Raw genomic sequence first — 17,383 nt, forward strand, 5'->3', positions numbered from 1 at the left:
TCCGGTTTTTAGTGTCGGAGGGTTAGAGTGTTGGAGTGTCGGAGGGTCGGAGGGTTTTAAAGTCGGAGGGTTTTTTAAGTAAGACTACCGCCCTAGCCCGGATAGGAACGGCATCCTTTTTTGTTTTTTCACTGATGCTGATGATCAATCCGAAAGCTGTAAAACAAAAAAGATACAGTGGATAGCCGGATCAAGCTCCCGGAAAAAGTAAGGATGCTGAAGGATTTGAAAGCAGGAGTGTTGGAGGGTATGAGCGTTGTAAAATGTGGGAATTTATTTGTTGGGAGGTTTGGGCTTTATCAGTTTTCTTTAAAGTGAGTCCGGATAATGGAGGTCAGAACGAGAGAGAATGAAACCGTAGGACAAGTGATCCAATCATTAAAGTTGCCCGGGAAATATTTCAATCGGGGAAAAGGTTGTAGAGACCAGGGAAATTTTAATTTGAAAACGGGAATTCTCTGAGGTGGACAACTTATCAGTCCATCACTGGTTAAAAAAACGTTTGATCAAAAGCTTATAGGTATAATATCCAACTATACAGCCGATGGCATCGGCCACAACATCCAGTGTTTCCATAGATCTGCCGAGGCCCATTTCTTCCTGCAGGATCTCGGTGAGGAAAGCGTAGATCATGATGATCTGAATGAAATGGGAAAATCTGATTTTGGGAAAGGCTGCGATCAGGCAAAAGCCCAATGCCGCAAATATACTTAAATGCAGGACTTTATCAATCCCGTTGAACATGAACCAATATTCATGATTTTCTTCTCCCGGTCTCAGGAGCATATACGTAAGAAATGCCCAATAAATGGGCAATATCTTACTGAATATTTTTGAAATATTATCCAATTACTTCCTGGTATGCTTCGGCAGAAAGTAATTCTGACTGATCTACACCTTCAGCAACTTCCAATTTAATGATCCATCCGTTGCCATACGGATCCGTATTTAATAATTCAGGCTGGTCTTCCAGTTCGGCATTGAACTCGATTACTTTTCCTGAGATTGGCAAGAATAAATCCGAAACCGTTTTTACAGCTTCTACACTTCCGAAAACGGCACCGCCTTCAAGTTCATCATCTACAGTATCTACATCTACATAAACGATATCGCCAAGCTCGCCCTGAGCGAAGTCTGTAATACCGATGGTAGCGACGTTACCTTCGATTCTGATCCATTCGTGATCTTTGGTGTACTTTAATTCTGATGGTGTGTTCATTTCTAATTTTTTATTTCTACAAATGTATTCAAAATTACAGAAGCTTCAAATATCGGATATAAAAAAGTCCTTCAAAATTTGAAGGACCTTTAAATTTATTTTCGTTCTAATTAGAATGTTCCCGAATTCCCGAAGGTAAACGTTGCGGAAATTCCGGCTCTGATCGTTGACAGCGGGAATGCGGTTGAGATCTTATACTTGGAAGTCATCTGCTCATAGAATACTCTGAGGTTAAGGTTTTCAGAGACGTTGTAATCTGCAGAAACCTTGATGTTCATCAATCGCTGTCCTCCCGTTATCTGCGAATCATCCAGCAGGATGTTGGTGATGCTGGTCCTGCTGTCTCTGAGGGAGAAATCTCCGCGAATATTCAGGTCGCTTCCTTTGGCCTTTCCTCTTCCGCCGACATTCGTCATCCCCAGCCTGAAATTCCTGATGATGTACCCGATCCTAACCACATATTCGCTGTTTGAATCCTCGGTTAGGGTATGGTTTACCAATCCTAACAATAAAGTACGCAACCTGTTGTACTGAAGTCCGAACTGAATGTTGTTCCTCATCGTCATATCCACCCCGATCAGCGGCGAGAAATTCTCCACGTAACCTACCTGAGCGAAAGTAAACGGATTGATGTAATCGTCATTAATGTCCCTCTTTGTAGCGTCATACGCATTCAGGCTGTTGAAATAATCAATGCTCGACTGGATTCCCGTAGCCGTGTAAGTGGCCTGATAGGAGTGCAGAAGGTCAAATTTCGAGAACTGTCCGTTGATGATCGGAACATTCCTCAATCCGGAATAGGTAATTTTCCAGTTCGGAATCGGAAGCCCTGCTTTTCTCGGATTGCCCATTGCTTTCGGCGTCTTTCCTTCTACGGCTGCCCTGAATGCAGGGATCAGGATATAAGCATTTGAAATTCCGTAACCGTCTTTAAATCCGTCCGGCTGCAGAGCTCCCGGCATCTGCTGGGAAAGCGTTCTTGCATTCTGCCTGATGGCCTGGTAAATCGCTGCTCCGTCTTTGAATGCCGTATTCAGTAACACCACAGAGTTGGAATACGTCACGAAATCATTGGCAAACGTATAGTTCGGATTCGGTACGCCTGTTACCGGATCCCTGTAATTAAAGCCGGTATGGGTAAAGTTCCTGTTGTAATTGTGCAGGGCAATGACATCAATCCTCAGGTCATTCATCGGCATGATCTGAAGGTTGGCCCGGAGTTCCCGGGTCGACATCCGTACGTAAGGATCCGTCATGAATTCCGAACCGCTGACCCATCCGTTTTCCATTACGGTTCTTCTGATATCGGCCTGTGACCCCAGAAGGAATCCGATGGTTGGTCCTCCTAAGGTTTGCCCGTACCCGTACCAGTTCGGTGCGGATAATAATCCAGGAAGTACCGTTCCGTTGTTTTCGGAATAATTAATATCCAGCTGCTTCATGGAAGTCAACAGATAAGCCAGGCTCTGAAGCGGGCTCAGTCTGTTTTTAAACTTATATTTTTTGTAAGCATACCGGTTTTTCTCCCATTGCTGCGTATAGGCATTGTTCAATGAATCAACTTCCTGCTTACGTTTCTGAAGTTTTGCAGAAATGTTTTTGAAATATTTGAACTGGCCGAAGAACCTCGTGAAATCTGCCGTGGCCGTGGCCTGGATTACATTGGTATTCTGGCCAATTGAACCCAAACTTCCATCCGGGCTCGACAGGAGCACTGTAGATCTGGCATTCCAGTTATACGTAAATCCGTATCCCAGTTCCGCATCGATAAAATCCAGATACGGCAGATACTGAAACGGCAGTTTATAATTCAGCTGAACCCGGTGGTTATATAAGACCGGTCTTCCGGCCCTGAACACATTTCCGAAAATAGCCGTATTGTCCATGGTATTTACATCAATGTTATCATTGAGTGTTCTTGTTGCGGAATTGATTTCCAGTTTCAGGGATTTGGTGAAATTAAAGCCTAATCCGTACTGCCAGCCGAAATAGAAGTTCCTGTTGCGGATCGCCCCGAAGTCGTCTCCGTAATTTCCGTTTAAGATGGCATCGATATTCCTGAATTCAAGTTCATTGTAATTCCGGTCTACTTCCGTTCTGAAAGAGAACCTTGTCGGAACCGGATTTAAATTGAACTCTTTTACCCACCTCAGGTATTTTGTAGATTTCGCCGTATCGCTGATCATTTTATTGAACGGACGGATTACCCAAGGCTTGAAGGTATAGTTGTAATCGATATATCCTCTCAGGTACTGCCTGTAATTTTTCTTGGTATAAATATCCCTGAAATAATCGTCGTTGTACACCGCCGTTACCGATACGTTTTCGATATCGTAAAACTTCGGTTTCCTGTTCGGGTTCATCCTTTCCTTATGCATGTTTACTACCCCGAGGCTCCTCTGCTGGGTGTAGGTTCTGGCTACTTTTTTCAGCTGCTCTTTATTAGCCGCTTTCTTAAACTCCACATCGGTATCCAGAGGGTTGTACTTCGGATCTTCGATGGTCTGGGCATAAGAATAGTTTACCGGAATTTTAACCCCGCTCTTCGCCGGAAGGAATTTATCTACATTCACAGCGGTATTGATGCTGAAAGCCGATTGGGTAGACTGTGTCCTTTCCGCCGGTTTGGAATCGATATTTCCGAAACCTACCGAAGTATAGGAGGCACTGGTGTTTACCGTGGCAAAATCGCCCAGGTTAAAGTTCAGGCTGGCATTCCCGGCATATCCGCCGTCATTCTCGATTTCGGAAAGGCGGATTTCGTTGACCCACAGGATACGGTCCATGGAAAGATTAGTCCCTTTTTCATTTCCGTTTCTTACCCCGATCATGATGGTGGTAATGTTTCCTAAGCTCGGACGACCTTTAATATAAATGCTTTTAAAAGTATTCCCCGGATCAAAAACCTCATCTTTTAGCCTTTTTATAATCTCCGTCGGGTATTTTTTATCTCTTCTGATTTTGGCATCCACGAAATCCTGGATATTCAGGTCCACATCATTTTCCATTGGCCAGATTTCCATTGGGTTGATAGCCGTAGATGGGGTGATGACCAATGAAGATTCATATTCGTAGTAGTTATCTGTCGCGTCGCTACCGAAACGGATAAAGAATTTGGTTTCTTTATTAAAACCGAATACTCTGTTTGTAGGATCCTGGGCATGTACAAAAAGTTTCAGTTTTTTGTATCTTCTCATGTCCAGAGAAGTATTTTTAAATACCCCCCGTGCTTCGGAAGCAATAAGCGAGGTAGCTTTCAGATAAAGTGAGGCTTCATTCTGCCTTTGGGCACCCGCATTTCCACTCAATACCTGTCTGTCGATTCCCGGAGGCAATACATAAGGCGGCTTATTCAGTGCATTTTCTTCAATATTTACGCTTCCTACCTCAAAGTTGGTATTATCCGCAGTAGATGTCCCTTCATCAGTAGCTCCGGTAGTTCCTGTAGCGGCAATATTTTTAGGATACTTTCTCCAGTCCGAACGTACAAGGTCCATGGTTCCGAATCTTAACGTTGAGGTCTGGTCGAAACCTTTTAATAACAATCTGGCAAAACGGACATTGTTCAGGATCGAAGCATCATGATCTCCTGCCGTGGTTACATACTGTGAAACCGGAATTCTGAAGAGATACCATTTTACCTGCGAAGTCTGCCCGTTCTGGAAGGTAGCCTGAACGGTTTTTACGTCCACGATGTTATTCTGTCCTAATGCCAGGCTTCCCTGATCTAAGTTTACCTCATACTGGTTGTAGCTTTCGGTCTGATCCAGGTTATAGTCTTTGTTGATATCTTCCGCATCGGGAGTCTGGGAAGCCACTTCCAGGGAGTTGCTCTGGGAGTTCCCTTCCGGCCCTCTGAAGTATTTGTACCGCTGAACAAGAGACGAAGCCTGGTTCCCTGTAAATTTATCGGACATATAGAATACGAAATCATCTACCGCCGGGTCATTGATATTGGTCACGGGGTTAACGAAGGTATTTCCGAATAAAGCAGATTCCTGGTCGGAGCTTAATCCGTCGTACCCTAAATCCTGCGCGGTCCTGTCGGCTCCTTCGCTTGAGAAAGCGTACAGGATCGGCGGCTGCTTAGGCTGGGTCCCCCAGTTTGAATTTGTGGTTACAGAAGGCGCGGAAGGCGTCGGCAATCCGTTTTCGTACTGCATCTGCCCGTCTTTCAGAACATCTTCGGAAACGTTCCCCAACTGCAATAACATTTTCGGGGCGGTTCCTAAAGTATTTCCGTCGGCATACGGGTCCATCATCCAGAACTCCACATATTCGATATTGGAATTGACGAAGTTGGATACCGAAATCGGCCTCATGATTCCCGACCAACGCTGTGCGGTCGTTTCCGGTGAAGGGTTTGAATTATAAGGTCCTTTTTCTGCCGGATAATATGAGATATCAAAGGTATTGGTAAAGGTCTGCTCACCCGCCACGAAATCCCTGTTGTTGAAGATCTCGGAAAACTGTACCCTTCTGGATGCGTGGTTGGAAACCGACTGCGGCGTGATGCCGTTCGGTGCCTTTCCGCCGACGCCCCAGAATCTCGGATCGATGTTATACCATGACAACAAACCTCTTCCGTACCCTTCCGAGCGGTCGTTATTCTTACCGGCTCCCGTAAACAGCGGATCGTCCTGGTTCTTTTCCGGTTTTGAAGCCAGGCTCCATGCCGTAGGTTCTTTCAAGGTAATTTTTGAAGTGGTCTGTTCAAAATCGTCAATATAGGATTGGTCATTTGTTCCTTTGTTCAATCCCGGAAGCAGATAAGCCGTTTCCATCTTAAAATTCAGGTTGGAAGGGGCTTCGGTATTCACCAAAGGGATTTTATCGGTTAACCTGGTCAGGAACGGCAGCTGATTGTTGTACATCAGGTTGATTCCGGCCATGGTATTGTTCACGGCTTCCTGCCCATAGTTTACCTTCTGGGTAAGCGGCGATTCGGAATAGTTGACTACCGTTCCGCCTAAAATAAAGTTTTCGTTGAATCTTCTTTCCAGGTTTAATCCCAGGAATCTCTTACGCTGGGTATTAAACGTCAGCTGGTTTTCGAGTGAAATATTGATCGCCTGGCCGGACTGTTTCACCTGCTCGTTGATGATCGTCACCGTTCCCAGCATATAGTCTACCGTATAGTCGATTCCTTCCGTCAGCTGAACCCCGTTTGCCGAAACTTTTACGGATCCCTGCGGAACGTTCACGGCCCCTAAGGAAATTCCCTGGCCCTGTGTTCCTTTGTAACGGCCTTCGATGGTATACCGCTGGGCCAGGTTGCCTGAGGTCGCTACCTGTTTCTGCTGGGTATAAAGATCCGAGAATACATACTGCGGATCATTGGTTCCCAGAACATTCTGGATATAGCTTCCGAACGGCTGTACCTTGGTAAAGATCACCCTTCCGGTTTCAGGCCGGATGGTAATCCCGTTAACGAAGTCAAAAATCCCGTCTCCTGTTGTTCCGCCGTTGTTCTGTAGGTCACCGTTGGCATTCAAACGGTCCCAGTTCAGCAATTTGATTAACGGAACATTGTTTACCTGCGGATTATTGGCTACCGGAAGATAATTAACCTTACCTCCGGACTGCGGATCCCGGTATAAGACGTTCAGGATAAATCCGTCCTGGGTCACCTGACCCGCATCCAGTGAGTAGATGTTTTTCATCATCAGGTCCCACATCGGGGAAGAAGTCTTCACCGTGGTATTCGGCTTCAGCAATTTGGCCATCAATACGGTACTTTCTTCGGAGAACTCCCCTACCTTGTACACCTGGTTGCTTCCGTTTACCGTATAGGAGAATGAGACCGCCAGAAGCTGGTTGTCATTTAATTTCTGGTTTAATGAGATATACCCTAATTGTGGCTGCAGAATATATTCGTTGGTATTTAACCGTCTTGCCTTTTTATTGAAGATAAAATTCTCTCCATCCTGATAAGTAGCCGTTCCGATGGCACCAGCAGAAATGGCCGGAAGGGTTGCTCCTTTAATCGCATTGTATGTGGTACTGGCATCCCGTAATCCCGGAAGGGCATTCACGGCAGAATAAAGTCCGAAACCGGGCTGGTCATTGTTAGGCAATACGCCCGGTGCATCCCCTAAATCCCTGACCCCGATGATACTTTTCTGATACTGTAAATTGCTGTTTCCCTGATCCAGCACCCAAACTTCCATCCGGGTAATGCTGATCTTGGAATTGATCTGAGGATAATTCAGCAAAGCGTTATCATAGTTATTCAGGAAATAATGCCCCAAAAAGTAGTGCTGGTTATCTTCGTAATCGATGGCATTCAGCTTAAAGGTATTCATGACCCCTCCGCCCTGAACGGTAATATTTCTCGCTTCTCCCTGTTGTTGGGAAAGGACAACGGTTCCGTAGGTTTTTCCCAACTGGAATTCGGTTTTCACCCCGAATAACGACTGAGAACCGCGTATCAAACTGGTTGACAGCGGCATATTTACATTCCCGAATTCTACTCTTTTGATGATTTTGTCTTCGCCACCTGCATTGGGTTTATCCACATCATTCAGCCCTTTCTGCTGAAGGTCTTTCCAGCTTCCTTTCGACTGCCAGACAAGGTTCATCCTGTTCTCAAAGGCAAAACCGCTCTGGGTATCGTAATTGGCTTTCAACTGAAGGTTTTCTCCCACTTTCCCCAACAAGCCCAGCTGAATTCTCTGGTCGATATCAAAAGTGAAGCTGGTCCTGTTCTGAGGCAGGATCAGCGGGTTGTCTATTTTCTGGTACAGTCCGGCAAAATCGAAAGAGGCATATCCGGAAGGAATGATTTCAATCTTGTTGCTTCCAAAAATGGTTTCAAAAAGCCGGTTGTTGATCCGCAGCGAAGGAATCAGCCCTTTTCTGGCGGCATCGCTTTTGTCTTTCCGGAACATCAGGCTGTAGCGGTCGGATTTTTCTTTGTAGTAGGCTTTGGTCTGGGCCTCCATCATGAACTCCTTGTAGTCTTCGGGAGACATGGCCGTGGGTGGTCCGGTTATTGTATTTCCTACTTTGGGATATACGAAATACATCCCTGTTTTTATATCGTAATAGGCTTCATACTGCGTAGGATCCGCCAGTTCATAATCTTTCTTGATGATTGCCGTATCCCGGGCCTGCGCCGCAGGACGCCGCTGGGCAAAGGTGCTTACCGAGACCAGCAAAAATGACAGGAACAGAAATAGGTTGAGGTATTTATAATTTGCCACCAAATGTTTAAATGTTTTTTAAGATTTGTTTTACCAACGCTTCGACCGAAATGTCAGGATCTTGTTTTATGATTCTATCCGCAAGCTTCTCGCTCATCCGTTTCGGGATGCCCAAAACTTCTAATGCAGATAACGATTCTTCCTTCACTTTATTATTCGCGATGGTTGAAATGTTTTCATCCGGATTACTGAATTTCTGGACTTTATCCTTGAGATCAACGATAATTCTCTCAGCAGTTTTCGCACCGATTCCTTTGGCTTTCTGGATCAATGCACTGTTCTTTGAAAGAATGGCCGAAGCAATCTCCTCCAGGCTCAGTGTAGAAAGTAAAATCAGGGCAGATACGACACCAACTCCGTTGACACTTATCAGCAGATTGAACATTTCTTTCTCCGAACGGGTTTTGAATCCGAACAGCAAATGGGCATCTTCCCGGATAATCTGCTGGATAAAAAGTACGGTTTCTTTGTTTACAGTGAGGGTCTGTGAGGTCATGAGGCTGATACCTACATAGTAACCAACGCCCTGAACATTGATCACTGCGTAGGTAGGCGTAAGTTCCTGAACAATGCCTTGTAGTGAAAATATCATTATTAATTTTTATGCACCCAAATATAGCAAATTAAACTAACTAATGTTTTCATTTCAACCGCGAATGATTTTTAACTTAATTTTTGATTGATTATTCAATGAATTTGTAAAAATATAAAACCTGCCCGAACGGACATGTTTATTTTTTCCTGAAGACTTAATACAAACCTATACCGGATTTGTATCCAGGCACCTGCTTATATTACAGACGCCGTTTACACAGGTCGGTATACAGACTACAAGACATAACTGGCCTGCGATGGCAAATGAACAATACCCTCCATCAGGGATTGCAATAGCTTTCCTCCAGGTCCGCCTCCTGCGATTTGTCTTAAATTCTCCCCTGAAAGTTTTTTCATATTTTTCATACTAAAAATTTTTACTCTCCTGGAGTATATGTTTTCCTGCTATATGAAAATATCTTCCTCAAAATCCACTTCAAAAAAAAATTATAATTTTAACTAAAATCATAAAATCCCTTATTCAAAGGCATTTCCAAAGATTTAAAAACTGAGAATCTACCGTTCCTAATGATTATAAAAAAAGCAGCACCTCCAATCCGGGTACTGCTTTTTATTCTAATGAAAAAATTAGTATTATTTCTTATCTTTTTTCTCTCTTCTCTGAGCATCCAGAACGGCTATCGTGGCCAGGTTCACAATCTCATCTACGCTGGAACGCATCTGTAAAACGTGTACCGGCTGCTTCAGTCCCATCAGGATCGGGCCGATCACCTGTGCGGTTTTCATTCCCCGGATGATTTTATAGGAAAGGTTGGCACTTTCAAGATTCGGGAAGATGAAGGTGTTGGCAGGCGTAGTCCCCAGTTTTGAGAAAGGATAATCGCTCAGGTGGTCTGCATTCATGGCAAAATCCGGCTGGATCTCTCCGTCCACGATCATTTTCGGATATTTCTCATGAAGGATGCTTACGGCTTTGGCTACCTTTTTTGAAGTTTCGGAAATCGCCGCGAAGTTTTCGAACCCAAGCATGGCGATTCTCGGTTCAATGGCAAAAGATTTTACTGTAAACTCCGCCATTTTAGCAATGTTCACCAGGTCTTCGGAGGTAGGATTCTGGTTGATGGACGTATCGGCAAAGAAGATCGGCTTCTTTTCAGACAGGATCATCATCATGGCCGCTATTTTATCCACCCCTTTATCTTTTTCAATAATTTCCAACACCGGTCTTAATGTAGAAACATAGTTTTTGGAGAACCCGATGATCAGTCCGTCGGTATCGCCGTGTTTCAGCATCAAAGGCCCGAAGTAATCCCTCTGACGAACGAATCTTTTAGCCTTGTATTCATTCATCCCTTTCCGCTGGCGAAGTTTCCAAAGGGTTTCCCTGTATTTTTTACGGTTTTCCTTCTGGTCGTCGTCACTGGGATCGATAATCGGAACATCGATATTGATTCCGAAACGCTCCATCTGCTCTTTGACGTATTTTTTATTTCCTAACAGGCTTGGAAAAGCAATTCCTTCTTCATATAGAATCTGGGCGGCTTTCAGCACATTGTATTCTTCGGCATTTCCCAGAGTAATTCTTTTCGGATTGGCTTTGGCGCGGTTCTGCATCATTCGTACCAGCTTTTCGTCCCTTCCCATCCTGTCGAGCAGGCTGTTTTCGTATTCTTCGAAATCGGTAATGGTTTTTCTGGCAATTCCGCTTTCGATGGCTGCTTTGGCTACAGCACTCGAAACTTTGGTAATCAGCCGGTTGTCAAAAGGCTTCGGAATGAAATATTCCCTTCCGAACTGCAGGTTCTGAACGTTATAGGCTAAGATTACCGCTTCAGGAACCGGTTCTTTGGCCAGATCGGCAATCGCATGAACGGCAGCCAGCTTCATGGCTTCATTAATCCCTCTTGCCTGAACATCCAATGCGCCACGGAAAATATACGGAAATCCGAGAACATTGTTCACCTGGTTCGGATAATCGCTTCTTCCGGTAGCCATGATCACGTCTTTACGGGTTTCCAGAGCTACATTATAGGCAATTTCCGGATCCGGGTTGGCCAAAGCAAATACGATCGGGTTTTCGTTCATGCCAAGAAGCATTTCCGGCGTCATCACATTTCCTTTGGATAATCCTACAAAAACATCGGACCCTTTTACAGCATCTTCAAGGGTATCAATATCCGTTTCAACAACGAAATCCACCTTTTCCGGAGTAAGGTTTTCCCTTTTATGATTGATGACGCCTTTACTGTCACACATCAGGACATTTTCTCTTTTTAATCCTAAAGAAATATACAGGTTGGTACAGGCAATGGCAGCAGCTCCTGCTCCGTTGACCACCATTTTTACCTCTTCGATTTTTTTATTGGCAATTTTCAGGGAATTGATCAGGGCTGCCGCCGAGATGATCGCCGTCCCGTGCTGGTCATCGTGCATCAACGGAATATCCAGCTCTTCTTTCAGCCTTTGTTCTATATAGAAAGCCTCAGGCGCCTTAATATCTTCCAGGTTGATCCCTCCGAAAGTCGGAGCTATTCCTTTTACAATATCGATAAATTTATCAGGATCTTTTTCATTGATTTCGATATCGAATACGTTGATATCGGCAAAAATTTTGAACAAAAGACCTTTCCCTTCCATCACGGGCTTCGAAGCTTCCGCCCCGATATCGCCCAATCCAAGAACTGCCGTACCGTTGGAAATTACAGCGACCAGATTCCCTTTGCCGGTATAATCATACACGGTTTCAGGTTTCTCATGGATTTCCATACAAGGAACTGCAACCCCCGGCGAATAAGCCAATGACAAATCTCGCTGAGATGAGTGCGGTTTTGAAGGGATCACTTCGATCTTTCCTTTAGGCTCTGCTTTATGATAATCTAGCGCGGCCTGATTAAAGTTTTTTTCGTCGCGGTGGGTTTTGTTTGACATATAATGAATTTTGTTATTTAAATTAGAGTATATATTGGATGTGGTAACCGACCAGGCTTTCAATCGGCTTCTGAACGATCTGCCCTACTTCCAGGTGAAGCTCTGCCGCGGCAGAACGTAAGATATCTTCGTAATAATAAGCAATGGAACCTATGAAGTTGACCTCAGCATGATTCGATTCTTTATAAGGAAGCACCTGGTAATCGAAAAAGTTCAGCATTTCCTCAAAAACCATTTTCTGAAAGTAGGGATGATCTTTTCTTTCTACCACAAACTTGTTGAAATCGGCTAGATACGCATTGGGCCTGGTCGTATGGTACATGTTTTTTAAAGCCTCTTCTACCGTCAGGTTATACGTTTTTTCAAATTCAACGGAAAGATCCTGAGGAAGCTTCTGCATAAAGAACCTGCGCACCAGCTGTTTCCCGATCGCACTTCCGCTTCCTTCGTCTCCTACGAGAAAACCGAGCGAAGGCAGCTGGATCCGGATATCCTGCCCGTCGAAATAGCAGGAATTGGAACCGGTTCCCAAAATACAGACAATAGCAGGTTTTCCACGGTAAGCGGCATACGCTGCTGCGGTAAGGTCTTCCCTGACGATGATTTCCGCATGGGTAAATACACGGCTTAGTTCCTCGATAATGATATCACAGTTTTGCTGGACGCCACACCCGGAACCGTAAAAATAGATTTTCTTAATGGAATTTTTAACGGTTGTAAGACTGGTATTGCTCTCGATTTCCGGAACAATAAGCTCCCTGCTGATGAAATTCGGGTTGAAACCGATGGTCTCCGTTTTAAGAAAGACTTTTTTAAAATCATCCAGAATGACCCAATCCGATTTCGTAGAACCACTGTCAACAATAGCAACCATAATTTCCATTTTAGTTTAAGGATGCTAAATTATGAATTTATCTTGTAAGATGATGGATTATGAACATGACATATATATTATTTATCAAAGTCCATGGCTTGTTTATTTAGGCTTAAATGCCGGATATCCTCTTGATTTTTATTGAATTTAGAACTTATTTGACCGCATCATAAATTCTGTTCATGAGATTCCTGACCAGCCTGCCATTCTGATGATTGGACAGGATTACCATCCCGATCTGATTCTTTACGGAATATCTGATGAGGGATGAATTCCCGAACGTATCGCCGTCTTTTTCCAGAAAATCCTTTCCGATTTCCCAGCCCAGTCCGAGCTTCCGTTTATTGTCTTCATAATAAGTTTTTTCCACTACCTTCCTAGGCCCGGCAAAGTTTTTATTTTTTAAGTAAGCTTTTACGTATCTGATCAGATCAACGGCATTTGAGGTGAGGCCGCCGGCGGGATTCACCCGGTTCAGTACCATCGGCTGCTGGGGAACGCCCTGCTGATTATACAGCCCTGCCCGATTTTGTATTTTTAAGGTATTGAATGAAGTGGAATTCATGTTCAAAGGTTTCAGGATCTGGTTTTCAATCAGCTTTTCATAAGCCATCTTTAATTTTCTTTCCAGAATATTGCCTAAAAGGGAGAACGCATAGTTATTGTATTGATACTGCCGGTAACCGGATAAAGAATCAGTCTCCTTCAATACCTGGAACAGATAGTCTTCATCCACAGACCTGAATGGATTGGACGGGTCTTTTTGAATGAGGTCTGAAAAATATTGATCGCCGCTCAGGTTGGGCAATCCGGACTGATGCGTAGCCAGATCAGTAAGCAAAACTTTCTTCCTCACTTTACAGTTCAGCGTAATTCCGGAAGGCAAATACGTATCGATAAAATCGAAAGCCCCCATATTCCCTTTTGCGATTTCCTGAGCCAGTAACAAAGAAGTAAACGTCTTGGTCGCAGAACCGATTTCAAAAACCGTCAGGCTGTCCATTTTTGTTTTCGAATCTTTGCTCCGGGTTCCGTACGTATAATATTCCGTTTTTGAACCTTTGGAAATTCCAATCACCAAACCGACCTCGGGAAACGCTTTCAGTTCTTCCTGCACGATTTTGTCGATGGCCTTCCGGTTGCTCTGTGCTGAACAGAAGATAGAGCTATAAGCGAAAAGTAGAAATAAGAGGTTTTTGCTCATGAGAAGTTTATGGGATGAGTAAGAATGTTTTGGAGATTGTTACAGGATGCTTATCTATTTATGATAAAAAAAGGGTAACACCTTTATTTGAATTTTATATTTTAAATAAAAAAAGAACCAAAACTTCAGTCCGGTTCTCTTTTCAGTTATACGTTATAAAATGCCTCATCATTGTCTTACCTCTGTCTGATTGCTGTTAAACTGGATCAGCCAGTCTTCGATCTCTTCTTCCAGATAGGAAGTCTGAAGGATCATGGCATTGATAAAATCATCGGGTACCGGTTCGCTGCCGGAACTTTCAAGGTTCCAGAGTTCGTTGGACATATTTTCGTATTCGGAGTAAACGCGCTTAAAGCGGGTATTTTCTCTTTCCAAAGCTTCAATATTCTGCTGCTGAAGCTGGAATTTTCTGTATTTGTTTTGACGTTTCATACAAATATTATTAGGGTGGCCGTTAAAATTTTTTGGTGGTATGATTATAATCACATTACAAGATAAGAAAAAACCATCAACATAAACAGTTGAAAATGAATTTATTATCAGGTCAGGCTTGCATCTTTTCGAAAACTAAATTTAGAAATAATTTTGAATCAAAAAAAATATTTAACATCTTTTTTTAAGTGTTTAACATATAGTTATACATTTGCATATCATAAAAAACGGATGAGAGATTTAATACTACGCCAGAAACAGGTTTTGTTCTTCATCATTGCAGGAGGGCTGAGTGCCGTTGTGGAAATCGGAAGCTTTAAGTTCTTCAGCACTTCGCTGCCTCACTTTTTTCCGCGGGAAACCAATTTTCATGGAATCCATTATCCGCTGAGCAATATTTTCTCAACGAGCTGCGGGATCATCAGCAATTACTTCCTGAGCATCTGGTTCGTATTCGAAAGGGGGAAACATTCAAAAAGAAAGGAATTCGCCTATTTTATGCTGGTCTCTTTTATTTCAACTCTGTTGAGCCTCACTTTTTTCCAGGTTTTTTACCGTTATATATTTAAGGATAATATCGATCTTATCATTTATACCTTAAGTCCGGAAGTGACCAGTAAGATTGCGGCAATCCTGCTGGTATCGGTCCTGAACTATTCAGTAAAGAAAAAAGTAATTTTTAACGGATAAGCAGTGACAAAGATTTTAAATTACCTGTGGAGGATATGGATGATGATCTTGGCATTTGTGTTTACCATTCTTTTCGGAATTCCGGTTTACATTCTATCATTCAGCAAAAAACATTATAAATATGCCTATCTGTTTATACGTTGCTGGAGCTACTGCATGTTTTACGGGATGGGCCTCCGGTATGAGCTTATTAAGCTTTCCCGGCAGAAACTGGATAAAAAGCAGCAGTATGTTTTCATTTCCAACCATACCTCGATCATGGATATTATGTTGATGTGTATTCTTTGCGATCACCCCATCTGCTTCGTCGGTAAGAAAGAGTTGGTAAAAATTCCGATTTTCGGGACCATCTATAAAAGGATCTGTGTCATGGTGGACCGGAAAAGTGCCAGAAGCCGCGCGGATGTATACAGGAGATGCGCCGAAAAGATGGAAGAAGGCAACAGCATCGTGATTTTTCCCGAAGGCGGTGTCCCGGATGATACTTCTGTTATCCTGGATGAATTTAAAGACGGCGCCTTCACTCTTTCTTCGAAGCATCAATCACCGATCGTCATCTTTACGTTTATCGGGCTAAAGGAAATGTTCCCGTTTGATAAGGGAAAGGGATATCCCGGTAAAGTCCGGGTTTATTTCAACGGAATCCTTCCTCCTTCGGAATCGCCTAAAGAACTCAAATTGTCTTCATTTGAGACAATAAAAAAAACTTTGCTTCAACACCATAATTAATAGAAATAATATATATTTGTTTTCAGAAATTTTCAACAAATATGTCAAATTATTCCAAACAAACCAACTGGGGACAATTCGTTCCGCTGGTGACGGTGTTTTTCTTCTGGGGATTTATCGCTGCAAGCAACGACATCCTGATCCCCGTTTTTCAGAAAGCTTTTAATTTATCCCAAACCGAAAGTATGCTTGTGCAGATCTGCTTTTATGTGGCGTACACGGTGGGGTCTTTAATTTATATGCTGATTTCTGCCGGATTGAAGCAGGATCTCGTTAATAAAATCGGATATAAAAACGGATTGATCGCCGGCCTTCTGATTTCGGCAGCTGGAACTTTACTGTTCTATCCTGCGGCTAACCTCCATTCTTTTTTGTTGATGATTTCAGGACTTTTCATCGTAGGACTTGGTTTTTCGCTTCAGCAGATCGTGGCCAATCCTTTAGCCATTGAGGTAGGACCTTCCGAAACGGGATCCCAACGACTGACGATGGCCGGAGGAATCAATAACCTGGGAACCACCATCGGCCCGCTGATCGTATCATTTGCCATCTTCGGATCTACGGCCGCGGCAACCAATGATGTAAGTATTGAGAGTGTAAAGGTTCCTTACCTGATTTTAGGGGTAGCTTTTGTGCTGGTTGCCATCATGCTTAAATTTTCTTCCCTTCCGGCTGTTACACCTACCATAACGGAAAATACGGATGATGTGGTAAAAGGAGAACACCGGAAATCGGCTCTGGCGTATCCTCAGCTGATGATGGGAATGATTGCCATATTCGTTTATGTAGGCGTAGAAGTTTCTACGGCCAGTAACCTTCCGGCTTATATGGAAAAAAACCTGGGTTTTGCAACCAAAGATGTAGCGCCTTATATTTCTTTATATTGGGCTTCCCTGATGATCGGCCGTTGGACGGGTGCCGTTGAGGCTTTCGACGTCAGTGCCGGATCCAAAAAAATATTGAGATTCCTGGCCCCTTATCTGGCTTTCGGCGTTTTCTTACTGGTAAATGCGATTGCCAAGCATGATCTTTCCCACTTCTATGTTTACGGATTGATTATTATTGCCATGATTATCTGTGATATTTTAAGCAAAGGGAATCCGGCAAGGATGCTTCTTATTTTCTCAGCAGCAGGCATTGCTTCTTTACTAACAGGGATGTTTACTGACGGCATGGTTTCCGTATATGCTTTTACCAGTGTCGGCCTGTTCTGCTCTACTCTTTGGCCTTGTATTTTTGCATTGGCCATCAACGGACTTGGAAGACATACCAATCAAGGATCAGGCCTGCTGATCATGATGATCATGGGTGGCGGGATCGTCAGTCTGCTTCAGGGATATATTGCCGATCTTACCAATATCCACTTCAGCTATATTGTAGGAGTAGTTTGTTTTGCTTATCTTGCTTTCTATGCCATAAGAGTAAGCGGAATCCTGAGATCTCAGGGAATTGATCTTGATAAAATCACAAAAGGCAGTGGTCACTAATAAAACAATACATAAGAAACGATGTTGGGCAGGTATATTACTTGCCCAATTTCTTTTGTT

12 protein-coding genes are annotated in these 17,383 nt (G+C 43.5%); 3 read left to right on the plus strand and 9 right to left on the minus strand.

Going from position 1 to position 17,383, the window contains the following annotated elements; genetic code table 11:
* Positions 1-483 precede the first annotated feature (483 nt).
* The 9 genes from CHA01nite_RS18800 to CHA01nite_RS18835 all read right to left on the minus strand — a co-directional run bounded on the left by CHA01nite_RS18800 (position 484) and on the right by CHA01nite_RS18835 (position 14,417).
* Positions 484-816: a VanZ family protein gene (locus CHA01nite_RS18800; protein WP_146944250.1), complete on the minus strand. Its 333-nt coding sequence runs from the start codon at positions 814-816 to the stop codon at positions 484-486.
* A gap of 25 nt (positions 817-841) precedes the next feature.
* Entirely contained in the window at positions 842-1,219 is a 378-nt protein-coding gene (gene gcvH / locus CHA01nite_RS18805) for a glycine cleavage system protein GcvH (protein WP_146944252.1), read from the minus strand.
* 110 nt (positions 1,220-1,329) lie between these two features.
* Positions 1,330-8,424, minus strand: coding sequence for a T9SS outer membrane translocon Sov/SprA (gene sov, locus CHA01nite_RS18810; protein ID WP_174771840.1), 7,095 nt, complete (start codon positions 8,422-8,424; stop codon positions 1,330-1,332).
* A 7-nt stretch (positions 8,425-8,431) separates the two neighbouring features.
* Positions 8,432-9,016, minus strand: a complete 585-nt coding sequence (gene ruvA / locus CHA01nite_RS18815) for a Holliday junction branch migration protein RuvA (RefSeq protein WP_146944254.1) — start codon at positions 9,014-9,016, stop codon at positions 8,432-8,434.
* A 236-nt stretch (positions 9,017-9,252) separates the two neighbouring features.
* Positions 9,253-9,384, minus strand: a complete 132-nt coding sequence (locus CHA01nite_RS20980; protein ID WP_262712156.1) for a hypothetical protein — start codon at positions 9,382-9,384, stop codon at positions 9,253-9,255.
* 228 nt (positions 9,385-9,612) lie between these two features.
* Positions 9,613-11,907 carry an NADP-dependent malic enzyme gene (locus CHA01nite_RS18820; protein WP_146944256.1) on the minus strand — a complete coding sequence of 765 codons (2,295 nt, stop codon included), beginning with the start codon at positions 11,905-11,907 and terminating at the stop codon, positions 9,613-9,615.
* 22 nt (positions 11,908-11,929) lie between these two features.
* Complete coding sequence (locus tag CHA01nite_RS18825) at positions 11,930-12,781, minus strand: BadF/BadG/BcrA/BcrD ATPase family protein (protein WP_146944258.1); 852 nt, start codon at positions 12,779-12,781, stop codon at positions 11,930-11,932.
* A 154-nt stretch (positions 12,782-12,935) separates the two neighbouring features.
* Positions 12,936-13,985 (minus strand): serine hydrolase domain-containing protein, encoded by a 1,050-nt coding sequence (locus CHA01nite_RS18830; protein ID WP_146944260.1) that lies wholly within the window; start codon positions 13,983-13,985, stop codon positions 12,936-12,938.
* A gap of 168 nt (positions 13,986-14,153) precedes the next feature.
* On the minus strand, positions 14,154-14,417 hold the full coding sequence (locus tag CHA01nite_RS18835; RefSeq protein ID WP_146944262.1) for a hypothetical protein: 264 nt from the start codon (positions 14,415-14,417) through the stop codon (positions 14,154-14,156).
* Between the two features lie 231 nt (positions 14,418-14,648).
* Here CHA01nite_RS18835 and CHA01nite_RS18840 point away from each other — a divergent pair, with 231 nt between their 5' ends.
* From CHA01nite_RS18840 to CHA01nite_RS18850, 3 genes are read left to right on the plus strand one after another with little or no spacing between them, the layout of a single operon-like run.
* The gene (locus CHA01nite_RS18840; protein WP_146944264.1) at positions 14,649-15,107 is read left to right on the plus strand and encodes a GtrA family protein; all 459 of its coding nucleotides are present in this window, start codon (positions 14,649-14,651) and stop codon (positions 15,105-15,107) included.
* A gap of 3 nt (positions 15,108-15,110) precedes the next feature.
* The gene (locus CHA01nite_RS18845; protein WP_228458460.1) at positions 15,111-15,836 is read left to right on the plus strand and encodes a lysophospholipid acyltransferase family protein; all 726 of its coding nucleotides are present in this window, start codon (positions 15,111-15,113) and stop codon (positions 15,834-15,836) included.
* A 41-nt stretch (positions 15,837-15,877) separates the two neighbouring features.
* Entirely contained in the window at positions 15,878-17,323 is a 1,446-nt protein-coding gene (locus CHA01nite_RS18850) for an MFS transporter (protein WP_146944266.1), read from the plus strand.
* The last annotated feature ends 60 nt before the right edge of the window (positions 17,324-17,383 follow it).

It is taken from the genome of Chryseobacterium hagamense (assembly GCF_007991455.1).
In the GTDB taxonomy this organism is placed as follows: Bacteria; Bacteroidota; Bacteroidia; order Flavobacteriales; family Weeksellaceae; genus Chryseobacterium; species Chryseobacterium hagamense.

What these genes read in the sequence shown, in the direction of transcription:
- CHA01nite_RS18830 (WP_146944260.1), bottom strand. Translation starts at nt 13,985, where the DNA reads ATGAGCAAAAACCTCTTATTTCTACTTTTCGCTTATAGCTCTATCTTC.
- CHA01nite_RS18850 (WP_146944266.1), top strand. Translation starts at nt 15,878, where the DNA reads ATGTCAAATTATTCCAAACAAACCAACTGGGGACAATTCGTTCCGCTG.
- CHA01nite_RS18835 (WP_146944262.1), bottom strand. Translation starts at nt 14,417, where the DNA reads ATGAAACGTCAAAACAAATACAGAAAATTCCAGCTTCAGCAGCAGAAT.
- gcvH (WP_146944252.1), bottom strand. Translation starts at nt 1,219, where the DNA reads ATGAACACACCATCAGAATTAAAGTACACCAAAGATCACGAATGGATC.
- CHA01nite_RS20980 (WP_262712156.1), bottom strand. Translation starts at nt 9,384, where the DNA reads ATGAAAAATATGAAAAAACTTTCAGGGGAGAATTTAAGACAAATCGCA.
- CHA01nite_RS18825 (WP_146944258.1), bottom strand. Translation starts at nt 12,781, where the DNA reads ATGGTTGCTATTGTTGACAGTGGTTCTACGAAATCGGATTGGGTCATT.
- CHA01nite_RS18820 (WP_146944256.1), bottom strand. Translation starts at nt 11,907, where the DNA reads ATGTCAAACAAAACCCACCGCGACGAAAAAAACTTTAATCAGGCCGCG.
- ruvA (WP_146944254.1), bottom strand. Translation starts at nt 9,016, where the DNA reads ATGATATTTTCACTACAAGGCATTGTTCAGGAACTTACGCCTACCTAC.
- CHA01nite_RS18840 (WP_146944264.1), top strand. Translation starts at nt 14,649, where the DNA reads ATGAGAGATTTAATACTACGCCAGAAACAGGTTTTGTTCTTCATCATT.